Source organism: Pseudomonas sp. DD1, from assembly GCF_044510355.1.
Taxonomy (GTDB): domain Bacteria; phylum Pseudomonadota; class Gammaproteobacteria; order Pseudomonadales; family Pseudomonadaceae; genus Aquipseudomonas; species Aquipseudomonas shahriarae.
Window position 1 is genome coordinate 184,506 of record NZ_MSAJ01000011.1, and the last position, 18,346, is coordinate 202,851.

An 18,346-nucleotide genomic window follows, 5' to 3' on the forward strand; every position below is an offset into this window, starting at 1 on the left:
TCAAGGTTTCTGAACGACAACGTGGGCGGCAGACGCGACCGGCGTGGTCATGCCCTCCGCAGGAATTGACGTTGCCACGCCGCGTTCGGGCGCCTTGATGCGCATGCTGGTTTCCGTGCCGGTCGGGAACTCCATGTCCGAGGGGCTCTGGTATGGCAAATTGCGCACGATGCGTGGGGTGATCGACAGCACCAGTTCCGACTTGCCGACCGTGTCCTTGTTGCTGCCGAACAAGCGGCCCAGCCCGGGAATGTCGCCAAGGCCCGGGATCTTGTTGCCGGTGGCGCCATGGTCGTTGCGCACCAGGCCTGCAAGGATCTGAGTTTCGCCATCATGCAGACGAAGCGTGGTTTGGGCGTTGCGGGTATCGACCTGTACCGGGATCGTGCCCTGACGGGTAGGTTCCAGCGGCGTCGCGTTACTCACCTCAAGCGCAATCTTGATCGCCACCTCGTTGTTCAGGTACACCGTCGGCTGTACTTCCAGCTTCAAACCAACGTCAAGATAAGTGACGCTTTCGGTGATCACCGGGCCTTGAGTCGAAGGCACCGAGGTGGCACTGATGATCGGCACACGCTGACCAATGTGGATGCGCGCCTGTTGCCGATTGCTCACGCGAATCACCGGGCTGGCCAGGGTGTTAATGTCGTTGTCCTGAGCGTTAATCTTTGCCTGGGGCGATGGCGAAATGGATATTCGGCCGGAGTTGATGCCCTTCAGTTGATTAAGCAGCGTCACTGCCGAACCGTCGCTGTTGACCAGGCCGAAGGTGCTCGGCCATTGCAGGCCAAGGTCGAGAATCCGCTGGGTCGCGACCTCCATCACCTCCACTTCCAACACCACTTCGGGGTCGGACTGGTCTTGCGATTGCAGAAGTTTTTCGGCCATGCGCACGGCGTCTTCGGTGTCGCGCATGGTCAGGGTGTTGAGGCGCTCATCAACGAACACGTCGCGGGTCTTGAGCATGGTTTTGATCATGTTCAGTGCGGTAGTCGCATCGACGCTGGTCAGGTAGAAGGTGCGCATCACCAGTTCCTGATAATCCTTGAGCTTCTGCGGTGTGTCCGGGTAGATCAGCACGGTGTTTTCGTTCACCACTTTCTGGTGCAACTGGTTCTGTTGCAGCAGCAGTTCCACGGCGTCTTCTATGCGCACATCGCGCACGAAAATTGTGGCTTTCATGTCCGGGCGCAGGTCTTTATCAAAGATGAAATTCAGCCCCGCTACCTGAGACAGCACTTCGAAGATGGTTTTCAGGTTGGCATCGCGAAACTCCAGGGTCACCGGCCGTTCCATGCGGGTACGCAGTTGTGGATAGGCAATCACATTGCGGCTCTGGACCAGGCGGATGCTGCCTTGCAATTCCAGGGCACCGTCGTTTTTCGGATCGAGTTCGAGGATCTGTTTCACCTGGCGGTCGGCGCCGTAGATATCACCACGGCGCAGATCGCCCCGCGCCAGTTCGAGTTTTTCATCCTGGCTGCGCAGGTAATCGAGTTGGCGCAGGGCATCCTGGGCGCGGCGGTTGTTCGGTTCAATGGCCAGCACGCGGCCGTAAGCCACGCGCGCCGAAGGGAAATCCCGGCGCGCCCGGTCGGTATCACCCGCCGTCAACAATGCGGTAATCGCTTTGGCGCGGCCGCTGTTGAGCAGCAAGTGCAGCCCGGTATCCCGGGGCTCTTCGCGCAGCCCTTCTTCGATTCTCGCCAGCCCGGCTTCGTACTGTCCGTGTTCGATCAGGTCCGTCGCCTCCTGGTTGGCGACTTGCTTGGAATTGCAGGCGGCCAGTGCGGTGATCAGACACAGGCTAATCAGCAAACGGGAACTGTTCATTGCGTGCTCCCCACAGACAAGGTCTGGGACAAATGCAGAGGCAGGTAGACCAGGCTCAATTCCACATCGGAAATGCCCTCGATCCGCCAGGTGTCGTCGATTACATCCCCTTTGCGCACGACGTATATTTTTTCACCACTCTGCAAAAACACTTGCAGGTCGGAACGGTCAGCGAGTTTGCCGACGAACTGGAAAGGCATCGGTGGTGCGCTGGGAGGTTGCACCACCGGGATCAGGTTGACCGGTTGTTCAGTGACGCTGGCAAGCTGCGGCGTGGCCTTCCAGCTGCTGGCGGCGAACAGGTCGCCCGCGGGGGCCAAGTCCTTGACCTGTGCCAGTGTCGCGCTGGCCGAAGCGTCGGGCAGCGTTCCGCCCGTTTTGCGGTTGGCCGGGGCGGCCATCACGGCGACCGCAGAGTCGTCCGGCTGCTGGAAATGTTCCGGCAACCAGACCAGCACCGCCGCAACGCCGAAGAACGCCGCCCAACCGGCTACGCGTTTGGTATTCATCATGACCTCGACAGGTAAAGGGTCATGCGGATCCGCCCTGTCAGGTCGGTGTCGGCGATCTTCTTACGCTGGAACTCCACGTCTTCCAACACCACCGCCGGCAACTGGCCGAGCAAGGCGTGCAGGAACCGACGCAGTTGCGGGTAGCTACCGCGTACCGGCAGCAAAATCTGGTAGCGGGCCAAATGGGTCTTCGGGTCTATGCCCAGCGAGTATTCGCCCCGCGCCAGGGTGATATGCTCCAGAGCAGCCAAGGCGTAGATCTTGTCGATGGCCACGGTGGCCTGAGGCTGAGACGGCAACTTGCTGCGAAAGTCATCCAGTTGCCGCTGCGGCACCATCGGCGGTGTGACGCTGCCGTCTTCAACCTTGGCCAGGTATTCGCCCGCTTCACGGGTTTGCTGGCTGAGGGTTTGCAGCGACTGCCAGTCAGGTATCAACCCGGCCAGGGCATACACCAGCGCCAGCGACACCAGCGTCATGCCCGCCAGACCAGGAATGCCAATGCCTTGGAGGTATTCGTGAATAATGAGTCTAGGGATTCGCATCGCCAATCTCCCAAGTAGCCGACAGGTTGAATTGCACCGGGTGTTCCGGCACGTTGGCGACGATTTCGTGGCTTAGCAGTGACACGTCCGACAGTTCGTCGCTGGCTTCCAGACGCTGGTGAAACTCGAGCATTGTTTCCAGGTTCCGTGCCTCGGCGCTGATCCGTACCTGGCCCTTGCGAGCATCGGGCGTCAGGGTCAGCAAGGCGACATCGTCATGGGGTATGGCTTCAAGCGTGGTGAACAGGCGTTCCCACGGCCGACGCAGTTGCTGGGAAACCTTGCGCATCTCGGCCAGGTTTTGCGCTTGCTCTCGGGTTTCGGCCGAGGTCAGCCCGACCTTGGCGTTATTGTCTCCAGTGAGTGCCCGCTGGGCATGTTGCAGATGGCCTTGTTGTTGCGAGGATTGTTGGTTGAGTTGTTGCTGGCCGAAAAAGCACGCCAGGGTCAGCACCACGCCACCGGCCAACAGGCTCCAGCCCAAAGGACCCGAGCGCCGGCAGGGCTGGAAGTCGAGCGTCAGGGCGCGCATGTCAGGCCACCGCCCTGGACATAACGTACAAAGCATCGCGTACGCAGGTCCGGTCTTGTTCGAGGGTTCTCAACTGCACCCCTGGCACCTCGGGCGGCGAGTCAATGCGTGCGGGGGCATGCAGGTAGACACTCAACGGCCGTTCGCTGGTAGATGCCTGCAACTGGCTCTCCCGGCCAATCAGCGCAGTGAGTGCCGCATCGCTGTCACTGGTGCCCACCGAGCGCACCGACGTCCAGTGTCCTTCCCGGGCCAGCAGCAACACACTGCGTACCGGTTCGGCGAGAACGAACAGAAAGTCCCCGACGTCGAACGTTTGATCGAAGTGGTTGAACGCCGCCATCAGGTACGGTTGCACCGACCGCAAGCGCAACCTGCGACCACTGACCAGCGTGCGCAGACGGTCCAGCAAGTCTTGCGGTAAGGCGGCAGCAATCCGGTCGTAACCGGCGGGCTCCGCCGACAGCACCAGACTCCAGGGTTGGGCGGGTACGCCATAAAGGTCTTCGAAGCACAGTTGAGCGAAGCCCTGCAATTCGTCGGGGCTGCTGATCTGGTCGCTCCATGGCACCAGGCAAAACCGACTGAAGTGCCCAGAGATCACCACGCGCAATTCTGAACCGGCACGGGCATGCTCACCGAGCAAGCAATCGAGGGTTTCCAGTGCAACCGTCCAGGAGTGGAAACCCTCGTCGATAAAACCGACGCTGCCCAGCCAGCGAGTTTCACTGCCATGGCGCTGGCCGAGCCCGACACCACCGGCGCCGAGTACGGCGACATAACGATCACGAGACAAAAGTGACACGATTGATCTCCTCGAGCGTGGTCCGCCCCGTTTGCACCAGCACCAGCGCCGACTCGCGCAACAAGCGCAAGCCACGGCCACAGGCCAGGGCCTTGATTTTCGAAATGGGTTGGCGCTCGACGATCATTTGCCGCAGTTCATCGTCCAGGTGCAGCAGTTCGGCAATCGCCGTACGCCCGCGGTAACCGGTACCACGGCAATGGCCGCAACCCTTGCCGTGGACGAAGTGGTAGTGACCCACGTTCTGCGGGTCGAGCCCGGAGGCTTGTAGTTCTTCGTCAGTCGGATGGCTTGGCGCACTGCAACTGGCACAGACCAGCCGTATCAAACGCTGTGCCAGCACTGCGTTGAGTGCCGAGACCAGGCTGTACGGGTCAATTTCCATCTGGGTGAAGCGGCCAATCACGTCAAACACGTTGTTAGCGTGAATCGTGGTGAACACCAAGTGTCCTGTAAGCGCCGATTGCACGGCGATCTGAGCGGTGTCGGGGTCGCGTATTTCACCGACCATGATCTTGTCCGGGTCGTGGCGCAGGATCGAGCGCAACCCACGGGCGAAGGTCAGGCCTTTTTTCTCGTTGACCGGAATTTGCAGCACGCCTGGCAGTTGGTATTCCACCGGGTCTTCGATGGTGATGATCTTGTCCACGCCGTGATTGATCTCGGTGATCATCGCGTAGAGCGTGGTGGTTTTGCCGCTGCCGGTCGGGCCGGTCACCAGCACCATGCCGTAGGGTTCGGCAGCCAGGCGACGCAATTGGCGCAAGGTTTCATCCTCAAAGCCCAGGGCCTGCAATTGGACGCCGCTGACTTTGTCAGCCAAGTCCTGTTTGTCCAGCACCCGCAGCACCGCGTCTTCACCGAAAATGCTCGGCATGATCGACACCCGAAAGTCGATCTGCCGGCCGCTGATACCGATTTTGAAGCGTCCGTCCTGAGGCACGCGCTTTTCGCCAATGTCCAGTTCGGCGATGACCTTGACCCGAGAAATTACCTGTTCGGCGAACTCGCTACCCTGGATCTTGCTGATGTTATTCAGTACCCCATCAATGCGGTATTTGATGACCAGGCCACTGCCAGTCGTGCCCAAATGGATGTCGCTGGCATGCATCTTCAACGCATCGTAGAGAGTGGAGTTGACCAGCTTGACGACGACACTGGCGTCTTCGCTGATGCTGGTCAGGGACAGGCTTTGCAGGTTGTCGACCTGCACATTCGCAGCGGCCTGGGGGTTGAGCGATTCCACCGCGTGGAAGCTTTCCTCATGACGGGCCAGATAGACTTTGAGGTCATCGACGTGTACCAGGTACAGCGGCGCGCCATGCAGGCAATCGTCGATCCAGGCCAGGCGCGCAGCGTCGAAGGGGTCGGCGAACACGCCGATAACCGCGTCGTCATGGCGCAGCAGGATGAACTCGCGCTTGAGGCATTGGGCCAGGGTGACCCGATCGAACACGGGGGGAGAATCAAACAGGGTATCGGTGTCCAGCACCGGATAATGCAGGGTTGCGCCGAGGCATTGAACAAAGGGCATGGGTGCCAGCTCGCACAACACCCCTAGGGCGTCCAGCACTCGTTCACCGGAACTCGCGGCCAGCAATCGTGCCTGGACCAACTGTTCACTGGAAAAACGTGAGGGTACACAGTCCAACGGTGCCGGTACGGCGGCAAGGGATAAACGTTCCATGACTTGCTCTCCAACGCCCGGGGCTTAACGCCCTGTCGGCGCGGCAAGCCATCACGGTGGGAGCCGGAACGTCGTGTCGCGCCACTACTCCCCGGTGAGCAATTGTCCGTCGTCCTGTGCTGTGGAGGCCGATGTTCGTCGGCGATCCGCCAGCACCCAACTACCGTCGTACAACTGCAGCGGGAAACTCTCGATCCTGTTCTGGCGTCGTTCGACGTAGCCTTCGGAGGTGCTCGCGCCAACTTTGGCTTCGCGCACCATCCCTAGAAGGTCACAGACTGCACGGGCCAATTCCGCCAATGGAAACGGTTTGAACAGGATATGGCTGACGCCCAGTTGCCGGGCCCGCTCACAGACTTCAGCGGTTGGGTGCCCGGTAATCAGCACAAAATGACACTTCCTGTTCTGGCGGACGGCATCGAGCACCTCAAAGCCTTCCATATCCGGCAAGCGGTAATCGAACACCATCACATCGGGTGCAAAACGTTCGGCTTCGCCGATTGCCCTGGCACCGTCGTGAGCTATCCGGACTTCCAGCGCTTGCGCCTGAAGGTAGACCTTGAGGTTTTCAGCAAGAAGCTGTTCGTCTTCGACAACCAGTACTTTGTTTAACAAGGTCCACTCCCTGAGCGCGCAAGTCCGAGTACCGAACCTGGCAGAGTGCGTGCCTTATGAGGACTAACGCACACTTCATGCCAGGCCGATCAGCGGTGTTTTTATCGCTTCATATCGTTGAATTATAAAGCAATGATATTTTGTCCTAACCCACCTCCCCCCAAAGACGGGGAAGCGATTGGATTAGCTTTGAAGCTTTTCCCCACTATTGGGGGGAAGGCTTATTCATCATTCTGCTCGATGCGATTACGAGATCGTAATTGCACCAGGACATCTCGACGAGCCTGAGCCTTTTGCTGCCGGGTAAGATATGCCCGAACGGCTTCAAGCCCCTGCTGTTCTATGACATCGACCGCCGCCTGATGGTTCTGTAAGTAGATCAAATGCCAACCGACCGGTGTGCGTACCGGCTGGCTGACTTGCCCAGGTTTCAAAGCAAACGCCGCCGCTTCGAATTCAGGCATCATGCGTCCGCGCGCAAAGTAGCCCAAAGCTCCACCTGCGCTGGCCGAATCATCCTCGGAGCCGGTACGGGCGACGCTGGCGAAGTCTGCGCCTTGGGCGATTTGTACGCGCATACCCTCTAAGCGTAGTCGCGCAACTTCAACTGTGGCGGCATCGGCGTTTTGAGGGACTTTGATCAGGATGTGCCGTGCCTCGATTTGCTCCGGCACGCCCATTTCAGCGCGGTGCAATTGGAACAACGCCCTGACCTGTTGTTCGTCCGGCTCAGCCATTTGCGTCAGGTCGGCGAAGACTTGTTGCGCGGCCAGTTCGCGGCGGGTGTACTCGGTGAAACTCGCCTCATCGAAACCGCCATCGAGCAGCCGGCGGGCAAACACTTCGCTACCCCCCATGGCCTGGCGGGTCTGTTCGACCTGGCGTTGCACCGTGGCGTCGCTGATCAGCACCCCGCGTTTGAGCGCCTCCTGCCACAGCAATTCCTTATTGATCAAAGCGTCCAGGGCAGCCTGACGCAGTTCCTTATAGGCCTTGGGATTGCGAATGCTGCCCACAGCCCGACCCTGGTCTTGCAGGTATTCGACGAAATAACGCTCCAGACGGAATTCGGAGATCTCCTCGCCGTTGACCCGTGCGGCAGCCGGTTCGTTATTGCTGAAGGCCACGGGCACCCAAAGCATCAGCAGCAGGAGTGGAGTTTTGAGCGTCATGGTCGAGGTCTCCAATCAGGGTGTGGCGGTAATGGGTTTGTAGGGGGCCACCAGGTAAAAGCGCTGGTCTGGCAAGTCCACCGTGACGATATGCGCGCCGCTCAGGCCCAGACGCCGGCCAGGGCCAAAGCTGATTGGCGGGGTCAGCCCGGTGTCGAAGTCGTGCAGCCCTTCGAGGGCGCTGATCAGCTTCTCGCGGCTGGCGTCGCGCCCAGCCTGCTTCATGCTTTCACTGAACAGCAGCATCGAGCTAAACGCGCCGACCTGCAGCACCGCATGTTCTCCGCCCAAGCCTTGATGTTCGCGCAGTCTGATAAGCGCCACGCGCCCTGCCTGCGTACAGTCGCTGGGTATGAACGGATACGCGAGGAACACTCGCCGGGAAAACTCGCGGGGTAGCCGCCAAAAATCCCCCGTCACCTGGTTCGACGCAGCGAACAAGTACGGTCCCTGCCCCGTCCCCTGCAAGCGCTCGGCCATACCGATCAAACCGTCACTACTGCCCAGGTAAAACACCGAGCGTGAATCCGGTGGCAATGCGTCCTGAGCCGAGTTGTAGGCGTGTAACCGAACGTCTTGCCAAGCGTGTTCCTGTAAATATTGACCGAGGTTTTGTGCCGCCGATTGCTGATCGGGGTCACCGGTGTAGACGATCAGCGTCGGCCCCTGAAGCACCTGTAAACTGTCAGTGGCATAGTCGGCCAAGGCGATCAATTGCTCGCGCAAACCTGGCAACGGTTCAAATATCTGCCGACTGCTTGGGGTGGCGCCCAGCCGCGACAGTGTCCCGATCAATGGAACCCCGGCGCGCTCCAGACGCACGGCTAATTCCGCATCCAGTGCCGGTGCCAGTGGCGCGATCAAGGCGAACACCTGTTCCTGTTCAATCAATCGGTCAAGAGCCTGCACAGCACTGATGCGATCCGGGCCTGGATCGAGGATTGTCAGGCGCAAAAACCGGCCATGAATCCCTCCCGCCTCGTTGATATGTGCCACGCTGCCCTGGAGTATCGCCGCCACCGTCGCACCCTCCTCGCTCAATGGTCCGTGACTCGGCAACAACGTGCCCAGGTGCAGACTATCCCTGCCCAGGCCCGGATCACGGTCATCGGCGAGACGCTTGAGGTAGGCGCCGAGATTGCGTTGATCATTCATCGACAGCACGAATCGAGGCATGGCCGGGTCCAGCCGATTGTTGCCGGGGTCGCGTCCTTCCTGGACCGCACGAGCCAGGCCGCCGTCAGTGTAAGCCGGGTAATTGCGGCCATTGATCTGCCGCTGACCGTAAACGTTGCTGAGCCGCGACCAGCTCAGGTCTGGCGGGCGTACTCCACCCTCCACGCGGCCCTGGCCATCGGCACCATGGCAGTTGGCGCACGGCAGGCTGCTGGCGGGAAGGACTATGTCCGCCGCACCAACCCGCGCCATGACAGGCTCACCGCTGACCGATAAACCTTCACGGTACAACCGTTTGCCGGCACTTTCGCTGGGCGTCAGTGGCAGCGCGCTGGCGCTCAGGCTGATGCTGGCGAGGAAGACCAGGAAGGCAATTTTCATGACCCGGACTCACCGACCGACCACGGGCATTGTCAGCAATTGCAAGCGCTGGGCAATGGCAGCGGCCGGGGCATCGGGGCGAATCTTGCTCCAGCGTTTGTTGGCCACGTCACCGACGATCAGTTGTGTGGAGTGTTGCTCGGGGGTCGGTACGATCTGACCGATACGGCCCAACACCAAGTCCATTTGTGCCTTGTCGCCGGTGAGAAAATACCAGTGGGGGCCATCGACCCCTTGCTTCAAGGTATAGGCCTTGAGTACGGCCGGAGTGTCCCGAAGCGGATCACTGGTCAGGGAAATAAAGGTAATGCCATCGGCCTTGTCGCCCAACACCTCACGAACCTCCTTGAGCTTGCGGGTGATCAGTGGGCACGCATCGTTGCAACTGGTAAATATCACATTCAGCAGCACCACCCGATTTTGCAGCACGTCGCTGTAGAACCGCAGGGTATTGCCGTTCTGGTCCTGCAACGGCGTATCGGTGAACCAGGTTTGCCCATCGTAAGTACCGCCGGCAGTTTGTACGGCAGGAGCCTGGGGAGTGGACGAATGCCCCTCGTGGGCCAACGTCATCGAACTCGACAGGCACAAGCTGAGCATCAGGAGGATCCAGTCGAACCGTTTCATGGCTGACTCTCCATCGCGATCGCAGAGTGTTTGACGTGGATACTGCGTTGTCTGCTGAGCTGTTCCACTTCGCGGGTCAGTACTGTCGGATCGGTGAAACCGTAGTAACGGGTCCAGTGACGACTGTTTCCGTCACCGACCATGATCAGCGGCGCATGCTTTTTGAAGTCGCCGCTGAAGGTGCCCAGGCCTTTGAGGGTTTCGCTCACCGATTGTGTGGAACCGGTGAGCCAGCTCCAGCCCGGCCCCTCCCGGAAACCGCGGGCGTAGTCATTCAGGCGTTGGGGGTCATCACGCTGGGGGTCAATGCTGATTGACACCAGTTGCACCTCGTTGCCGACCCGGGCGCCGAGTTGTTTTTGCACCTTGCCCATGATCGACGACACCACCGGGCACACCGTAGTGCAATGGGTGTAGATGAAACTCATGACCACGATTTTGTTGGTCACCAGGTCCTTTTCCAGTCGCACCGGTTTACCGTTCTGGTCCAGCAGCTCCACATCGGCGAATTTCACCTCGGCACTTTCCTGAGTATTGGCCGGTGGCGCGCTGTGCCCTGCATGCTCATCCGCCGAGTGCGCGAGGGCCTGGCCGACGCCAGTGGTCAACAGGCCAATCGTCAGCAGGGTACGGTATGCAAATTGTTTCATGTGGATTTCCTCTTCAAAAAGCCTCGCCGGGCAATACCCGAACGCTGGCAAACGTTTTGTCATCGAAACTCGCGCCCAGTGATGCGGCGCGCACATGCAGGTACCACGCGCCGCTCTGGGCGAGGGTCACCGGCACTTCGTAAATGCCGTCACCGACGTCGAGTGCCGCCACCTCTTGCGCTCTTGAAGTCGGTGCGCGGAAGTAACGTACGTGCACGTCCTCCACCCCACTGCGTGGCGCTTTTGGAGTGCCCTGGACGATGCGAAAGCGCACGACATAAGGACTGCCGAGCACCACCGTGGAGTGGTCGAGCATGAATTCCACCTTGGGTGCGTCGGACGCCAGATTGAGGTTTTTGTCCGGCTCCACCTGGGTGGTGAAGCAATGGATGATGTTCGGTTGATTGAGCAGGAAGGCCACGTCGAAACGCCCGGCAGCTGGCAGTTTGATCCGTGTGCTGTACAACCCCGGCTCCACTTCGCGCAGGCTGCGGTCGATGACCATCGCCGCTCGGGCCATTTGCCCGCGATTGGGGTAACCGGACATAGGCGCGTTCATGCCTTCGGCGTAGAAGTAGGTGGTGTTGTCCGTCGGGTTGACCACAAACACCGCGTTGTCGTCCCGCGACACCGCCATGCTGGAGGCCAACGGCAAATCACCGGCTAGCCGAGGCGCCTGGGGCCCGGCTTCGAAACCCTGGCTGATCGGCGTGCGACCTTCGCCGAGAGACGCCAGGTTGATCATCGTCACCTTGGCGGAGGCCAGGCCGCGCACGTAGGCATAAGCCTTGCTGAACAGCACTTGGAAGGGCTCGGCGGAGACATCAATGGCATGGATCAGTGAATCGGTCGCGGCGTCGATCACCTCGGCGCGGTTCTCCAGGGTGTTAAGCACCATGCCGAAACGCCCATCCGCACTGAAACCCATCGGGCCCAGCCCCCGGCTCATCTTGATCACCCGCCGTACCGCCAGGCTGGCAGCATCGATCACGGTCACAGTGCCATCATTGCCGTCGGCGACATACACCGCCTCGGACAGCGCCGAATAAGCCACTGACAAAGGGTGCGTGCCGGTCTTGAGTTGCCGGCTGATGGTCAGGGTGGTGATGTCGATGATGCTCAGGGTGCCGTCGTCACGGTTGGTGACGAAGGCGTAACGACTGTCCTTGCTGAAAGCGATTTCGTGGTGGCCGTTGCCTGTTGCGAGGTGCTTGAGGGTTTTGAGGCTATGGCTATCTATCACCGTGACGCCGGACGCCTGCGATGTGTTTGCATTGTTGCCGATCCACAGCAAGCGCTCATCCGGTTGCAGCGCTACCCGCGTCGGCTGGCTGCCGGCGGTGACCGAATCAATCAGTTTGAATTGTTCACTGTCGAGCACCGCCACTTCCCCAGCAGTCGGCATCGAGAGGAACACTCGTTTGTTGTCCCGTGTGGAGACCCAATCCACAGCGGGTTGCTTGAGATCGACCCGTGCCATTGTGCTGGTGATCCCGCCGACAGACACCGAAGGGTCGACCACCGAAACGCTGGCGTCGCGGTTCATCACCAGCAGGAAATAGCTGTTCATATCGAGCATGGGCCGCGCCCCGATACTCGACTTGAGGAACACCCCGACCCGGGACTTGCAGCTCTTCTCACGGCCCTGGGCCTGGTCGGCAGCGACAGTTTCCGGGTCCAGCCAGGCGCCGGGATTCACCCCCGAGAGCGGCTGGCCCGAGTGGCTGTCGCGGACCCGAAACTGCACGTCGGCGAAACTGCCTTCGCGCAGCACACCGTCCTCGGCCAGCGGCTGAACCTTGAAGTCCACCCACACACCGTCACGCGCCAACGTCTGGCCGCTGTGGGCATTCGCCAGCGCAACCTCAGCGGGCAGCGTGGACGGCGCCGTGCGCCAGACGCCCAGCCAGACCAGTGCCATGCCGACAACCAGCACACACCCGACCACATTGGCGCTCCTGTTCATGATGCTTTCCCCCTTACAGTGTCTGCCGTGGCTCAAGGTGCCGGAGCCGGTTCAGGTTCGTTGGTCACCCGCAGCAACCCCCAGAGCCCTGCGGTGTTGCCGTAGGCGGCGTAGTCACGGAACAGGTAATCGCCCGGTACCGCATTGCTGCCCCCGGCGCTTGGGTGCATGAAGCTGAAATGTGCCGCTGGCAGAATGCTTTCGTGGGCGCCGATGTACATCGACATCGGGTTGTAGCCGAACCGCACCGAGCCCACTCCCGGCGAACTCATTGGGTAGCCACCCGGATCGCTTTTCTCCGACTGGAACGGGTTGACAGACCAGACGTGGCCATCGAGCTGGAAGGTCGAACCACGGCTGCCACCGGTGGGCATCAGGATGTGGGTGCGGAACGGTTGCCCCGGTTTTACATACAACACTGGTGTCTGTGGGTCGCCGCCAACCAACGCATTGCTGTAGGCCATGTGTGCGTTTGGCACGTCGCCGTAACCATGGCCATCGGCGTGGCCGAATGGCGCATCCGGTGCCAGGCCGAAGCGGTACCACATCGGTTCGGTTTTATAGTTGATGGCCATGCTCGAGTTGTCCTGCGGGTCGGTCGGTACTCCGGCCTCCGATGCAATCCCTTCCACTGGGCGACCATTGGCCCAGCGCATGTTCAGCGCCTTCTGCCAGACCATCGCAAAGTCGCGGTAGGTGGTTTGCCCCGCTGCGGTAACGGTTGCCGACACTTTGCGTTTGTCGTCAACCCAGGTCGCGCCGATCGGCAGGATGCTCATCGCCCCGCCCAGGCCTTTTTGCGGCTGCTTGATGACATCCGCCGGCGTAAAATTCAACCCGCCGAACTCCACCGCCGTGGCGTTGATGTTGTCGACGCTGCGGCCCAGTTGCGAGACCGGTTTGCCTTCGCGCTCCAGATGTCCGGCGTAGTACTGATAGGACCGGGTAGGGTAAGCCCCGGTACTGCCGGCACGCGGTGGCACCGTCTGGATCGGGTTGGTGCCAACGTTGGTCCCATCGGATTTGGTGATGTCGTACGTCAGCAGCTGGGCATGCAGGCCGACATGGCTGGACGGCCGCATCAGGTTATTGCTGAAGGTGGTCGAGCCTTCGCCACCGTTGCGGTCACGCTTGACCATGCCCATTACCGAGGCTGTCTGGGTCAGGTCCGGCATCACCAGGGGCAACCGGTTCTCCAGGGTGATGTTGATACAGTCGCCAGCTGCTGCCCGCAGTACCAGCGGTTCCACAGGCACTCCGGGCTTGAGCTTGCCGGTGATCGGATCGAGGTCAGCCTTGCGCACATAGAGGATCGCTGTCGGGTCATGCAGCGGCCCGCTCTGCCCGCCGATGGTGAAGGTCGTCCCGTCCTCGGGGTCGTTCACCGTGACTTGCGCAATACTCACAGCCCGTGAGTTGTACACCAGGGTGCCGCCTGCCGGGCTCAAAGGCCCGCCGACGTGTTGCCCCAGCCCTGCCGGATCGGCCATGGACAGGTTCAGCGGGTTGCCGAGAATGTCGTTGGCCAGTGCCGCGACCACTTCGTAGTTACGCTGTGGGGTCGGCCGGGTGCCGATGCCATTGGGGTTGGCGCCGATTCGTGGGCAGGTGCCGTCGAACGCCACAGTGTTGCGCATGCCAGCCGGTTTCGGGTTGTTCGGCAGCGCAAACAGGTCGTTGCGCTGGGCGGTGTAGTTGCGCATCACCCCCCAGATTCCGCTCCAGTAGCCTTCCAGTGACGCGTCCATCGAGTACAGGTAGTCACCTGTAGATGCAGCCGAACTGGAGAGCATCGAGACCGGCGCAAGAAAGCCCATCTGCTCTGAGATCCCGATCATCTGCGACGAGCGCCAGCCGGAGTTGGAGCTGTTGCCGAAGCCGGAACCGCTTTGCAGCCACTTCACGCCGTGCAGGGTCACATTGTGCTCTTCCTCGTGGCCACCGGCATGCACCCGCAGCCGCACGTTGTCACCCGTGTAGGTACGCAGCATCGGGGTGAACGGGTCACCCGGTTCAGACCCGCCCCGATTGATGTGTGGCGGGAACAGCGTTGTGCCGCCGGTAGGACCTCTCGCGGCTGTAACCAGGTTCGGCGCCATGTTCATCGCCGCAATTGCACGATCGGTGCGGCTTTGCATGGCATACGCCAGATCGCCACCCAGACCATCAGCCTGCATGCCACGCTTACCATCCGGGCCTACCTTGTTGGGGTCGTACACACGCAGGGCAAGCGGTTCGTTGCGGTAATTGACCACGAACATGCCAGGGTCATCCACCGAGATGGCTTGCGGGCACGGCCTGCTTGGACAGCCGGGCGTCATTCCGCCACGCACTTCGACCACTTGTTCAAGCGGGGCCGCGGCTTCCTTGCGCATTGGAGGGTTGATCGCGTAGCGGAAGCTGTCTGCTGTGGCCGGGAAGGCTTGTGGGTCAGGAACTCCATTCGGGCCAGCACCGACATACACACCGGCTTCATAGGCATGCTGGAAGTCGCTGTACTCAAGGAAGAACTCACGGAAGCTGTCGTTCTTGCCGTCACCGTCCAGATCACCGGTGGACACCACCGCTTGCCACGACGTCGGCCCGCCGTCCTGCCGAGCGCCGCTATACAACGGCTCGCCGGTTTCGGCGTGGAACCAGGTCGAACCAGCCGGTTCCGCCAGCACCGTGGCGTACAAACCAATTTGCTGGTGAGTCGATGGGCCTAAGTGATCGTGGGTGAAAATGGTCCCCAGCCCACGGTCGACGCCTTTGGTATTCACGACCGGGTCCACAAACCAGCGCTGCATCGCCGTGCGGGCGCCCATCCAGTCGGCACGACCATATTGACCGAAGAACGGGTGCGCCTTGGCTTTTGGGCAAGCCGGCGTGCCATCACGCGGGTCAGTGCCTTCGCACTGGTTGAACTCGCGAATCGCGTGGACGCGTTCTTGCACGGCACCGGGGGAAAGCACGCCGTCTTCGTAGTTCCAACCGTTGGCCGAACCATCGGCAGCTGTCAGGTCCCATTTCGGCAGGTGAATGTGCTGGCCGATTACGTCAGTGGGCGTGCGCACCTGATAGTCGTCCATTTCATAGGTGGCCGGAATCAGGTTGGTTTGCTGGTATTGCACGCAGTCAAATGTATTCATGCGCATAACCAGAGGCTCTGGCGGGCGTTGTTTGGTGATCACCGGCCAGGCGTCCTCCCACAGGGCAAGGATGCGCGCTTGAGGGAAGTGATAGCCGACCTTGTTGTACACCGCGTCGAACTGGATATTGGCGGCTTTATAGATGCGCGGACGTTCTGCGGTAAAGGTCGAGGACCCCGTGACGGATAGGCCGTCGACCCGCTCGCCGCTGTTGAACTCACCGGTGCCGGCGCTGGCGGTCAGGCGTTTTTGCCGATCGTCCATGCACGGTTCGTAGTACGGCGCCCCCGCGATCGGCAGTGCCCCGTTGGTACGGAAGTTACGTGCTACCACTTGATTACCGGGTAGCACAGCGAAGCTTGGGTGGTCTTTTTTTGCGTGGAACGCCATCGCGGCCTGTTCGACTTCGGTGCCCTCCTCCGGCATGTAAATCGGTTTGGCCCGGGTTACTTCCTTGGAGAAATCCAGCGACGTGGTGATGGTGTGCGCCGTACCACCAGAAGAGAAACCGTCCAGGGTATGGCGTCCCAAACCGCCATCCCAGCCACCGGACTGAGCCGGGTCGAGATTGGCCCACAGCGCTTTGCCGCTGCCTTTCAGGGCTTGGGCTGTAGCGGCGTCAAGCATGTCCAGCGGTGGCGTTGTCGGACGCTGGCCGACTGAACTTTCCATGCCGCCGATCCAGAACGGGTAACCCGGGTTTTTCAGGCTGCCGTCGGTATTTCGGTTGGCTTCGCTGCGATCCACTAGCGCCAGGGAGCCGATGGCTTGGGTGCCGCTGTGATGCTGCTCATCATCCCCGGCCACAAGGGTTGCGCCGATTTTAGGCACCACTGCGACCTTGCCTGGCATCGGTGCCATGGCTTTGCCTGGTAATGGCACGACCGCTGGAATCGGCGTCCCGGCGATGATCTCGCCATCCGGCAGAGCCCGTGCGCCGGAAGCCGGTTTACCACTGCGCAAGGCATACGGCTCGCGGTGGAAGCCATCGGCGCCCTGCAGGGAAACCTCAAGTTGGGTGCCTTCCTCGAACACATCGTGGATCCGCCACATGCTCCACATACCCTGGGCAAAATGCGGGTAGAAGTGGCAGTGATAAATGGCATCGCCTGCTACGCGGTTGCGGTTGCCCGAACCACCGTTAGCGATTTCGTAGGTGTAACCAGCGCCCGGGCCAATGCCTTGGGCGTCCACGTAGTCGGAGTTATCGTCGTTGGGGTTGAACAGCCACTGGTGCCCGTGCAGGTGGAAAATGTGCTGCTCATGGCCGTTATGGGTATTGCGGAATTTAACGAAGTCGCCGATGTAGCTGTGATTGACGTTGGACGGCTCGGACGGATACAACGCCATGGTCGCCTTGACTCCGACCTGATCGGCGCGCGGCGTTTCACCGGGGCGAATATTTTCCAGGCCTACGTTGGCCGGTACATCCACTAGCATCGCCACATCGCCGACGACATGGGAGCTGAGGAAGAACTCTTCATAGGCGCAGGACAGGCAATCGTGCATTGGCCCCACGCCCAAGCGGTTGGCGACCACCTCGGCACCCATGCCGCCGGAGCCATAGTTGATCATGAATGAGTCGCGGGTCGGCTCCAGCACGTGGGCCATCACCGGGTCGGCCCAGTACGCCGGGAACGCTTGAGTGGCAGCGGTTTCATCCTGGAACTGCGAGGCGAAATCGCGGAACGGTTCCAGCCTGTTCGGTATGGCGGGGTTGCGTTTGCCGATGGCCTCCAGCGGATAGGTCGACGGCGGGAAGCTGCCGTCAGCATTGCTGCCCATCACAATCGCATCGCTCTCGCTGGAAATGATTTCATTGCCGTCGACCATGCTGATGATCGGCGTGCCGGCTTTGCCTTCGCGTATCCACGGTTCGCGCTGCGGGTAGCGGGTTTGATAGTCGACAATCGGTTGACCGGCCGGGGTTCGACCGCTGCTGGCCAGACGCATCTCTTCTTCAGTCACGGTATTGCGGTAACTGCGCCCGCCTTTTGGCACCACCACTACTTCGCCGAACAAACCGTTAGCCACGTTGCCTGCGTCGCCCTCACCGCCGAAGGTCGCTCCGCGGCTGCTGACGGCAAATGCACCTTCGCGCTCGGCGTACAACGTGTAGGAGCGCGTGGCGCCGGGCGCGATCAGGGTGTTGGCATTGCGTCCGCTGTAAGACGAAATGTCGTCGATGCTGTTGACCGCCTGCATACCGTTAATCTGGAAGCCGACATAACGGTCGGAGACTTGCTCATCGACCTTGAAGTTGGCGGCGTTACCGATCTCTGCTGAGCCCTCAATCTCACCCACTCCGCCGCTTTCGTGGCTGGCGGGATTGGCCGAGTAGGCCAGCAGGTTTTGCAGGTTCACCGTCAGGCATTCACCTGCAGCAACGCGCAGCACCAGGGGCCGCGGACGCTTGTCTGGGCGCAGCGATACGTTGCCAGGCACCGCCGAACCTCCCTGGGCCAATGACCGCTCATGATCGTCGACCACATCGCGACGCAGGGCGAACATCATGCCGTTGGCGTTCTGCGCACCGAGGCGGTTGAACATCAGCGGCTGATCGAGTGCCACGACGTTGGCCACAAGGTTGCGTTCACAACGTACGGCCGCTTCGGCCAACTCAATGCCAAGCATCGATGCCACCAACAGCGACAACTGAAACAAGGACGGGAAGTGAAGTATGCCGGTCATGATTACTGGCCTCGCTGTAGGTA

The 18,346-nt window shown here is 60.8% G+C and carries 13 protein-coding genes; all 13 read right to left on the reverse strand.

Annotation, left to right across the window (positions count from 1 at the left end):
* Positions 1–1,833, reverse strand: coding sequence for a secretin N-terminal domain-containing protein (locus tag PSFL_RS08770; RefSeq protein ID WP_397469917.1), 1,833 nt, complete (start codon positions 1,831–1,833; stop codon positions 1–3).
* Positions 1,830–2,342 carry a hypothetical protein gene (locus PSFL_RS08775; protein ID WP_057436513.1) on the reverse strand — a complete coding sequence of 171 codons (513 nt, stop codon included), beginning with the start codon at positions 2,340–2,342 and terminating at the stop codon, positions 1,830–1,832. The genes PSFL_RS08770 and PSFL_RS08775 overlap by 4 nt, the downstream gene beginning before the upstream one ends.
* A complete protein-coding gene (locus tag PSFL_RS08780; protein ID WP_315492278.1) occupies positions 2,342–2,890 on the reverse strand; it encodes a pilus assembly protein PilO in 549 nt (182 codons plus the stop codon). Before PSFL_RS08780 ends, PSFL_RS08775 begins: the two co-directional genes overlap by 1 nt.
* On the reverse strand, positions 2,877–3,422 hold the full coding sequence (locus tag PSFL_RS08785; protein WP_273872822.1) for a PilN domain-containing protein: 546 nt from the start codon (positions 3,420–3,422) through the stop codon (positions 2,877–2,879). The genes PSFL_RS08780 and PSFL_RS08785 overlap by 14 nt, the downstream gene beginning before the upstream one ends.
* Before the next feature lies 1 nt (position 3,423).
* Positions 3,424–4,227, reverse strand: a complete 804-nt coding sequence (locus PSFL_RS08790) for a hypothetical protein (protein WP_198848774.1) — start codon at positions 4,225–4,227, stop codon at positions 3,424–3,426.
* Complete coding sequence (locus PSFL_RS08795) at positions 4,208–5,914, reverse strand: GspE/PulE family protein (protein WP_170059147.1); 1,707 nt, start codon at positions 5,912–5,914, stop codon at positions 4,208–4,210. The genes PSFL_RS08790 and PSFL_RS08795 overlap by 20 nt, the downstream gene beginning before the upstream one ends.
* A gap of 84 nt (positions 5,915–5,998) precedes the next feature.
* Positions 5,999–6,529 carry a response regulator gene (locus tag PSFL_RS08800; RefSeq protein WP_057436522.1) on the reverse strand — a complete coding sequence of 177 codons (531 nt, stop codon included), beginning with the start codon at positions 6,527–6,529 and terminating at the stop codon, positions 5,999–6,001.
* Positions 6,530–6,750: 221 nt separating this feature from the next.
* Positions 6,751–7,701 (reverse strand): peptidylprolyl isomerase, encoded by a 951-nt coding sequence (locus PSFL_RS08805; protein ID WP_170059148.1) that lies wholly within the window; start codon positions 7,699–7,701, stop codon positions 6,751–6,753.
* Between the two features lie 15 nt (positions 7,702–7,716).
* A complete protein-coding gene (locus PSFL_RS08810) occupies positions 7,717–9,258 on the reverse strand; it encodes an ABC transporter substrate-binding protein (RefSeq protein ID WP_397469918.1) in 1,542 nt (513 codons plus the stop codon).
* Positions 9,259–9,267: 9 nt separating this feature from the next.
* Entirely contained in the window at positions 9,268–9,885 is a 618-nt protein-coding gene (locus tag PSFL_RS08815) for an SCO family protein (protein ID WP_057436527.1), read from the reverse strand.
* Positions 9,882–10,535: an SCO family protein gene (locus PSFL_RS08820; protein ID WP_057436529.1), complete on the reverse strand. Its 654-nt coding sequence runs from the start codon at positions 10,533–10,535 to the stop codon at positions 9,882–9,884. The genes PSFL_RS08815 and PSFL_RS08820 overlap by 4 nt, the downstream gene beginning before the upstream one ends.
* Before the next feature lie 13 nt (positions 10,536–10,548).
* Entirely contained in the window at positions 10,549–12,501 is a 1,953-nt protein-coding gene (locus tag PSFL_RS08825) for a cytochrome D1 domain-containing protein (RefSeq protein ID WP_315492275.1), read from the reverse strand.
* A 32-nt stretch (positions 12,502–12,533) separates the two neighbouring features.
* Positions 12,534–18,323, reverse strand: a complete 5,790-nt coding sequence (gene mnxG / locus PSFL_RS08830) for a manganese-oxidizing multicopper oxidase MnxG (protein WP_273879701.1) — start codon at positions 18,321–18,323, stop codon at positions 12,534–12,536.
* Positions 18,324–18,346 lie beyond the last annotated feature (23 nt).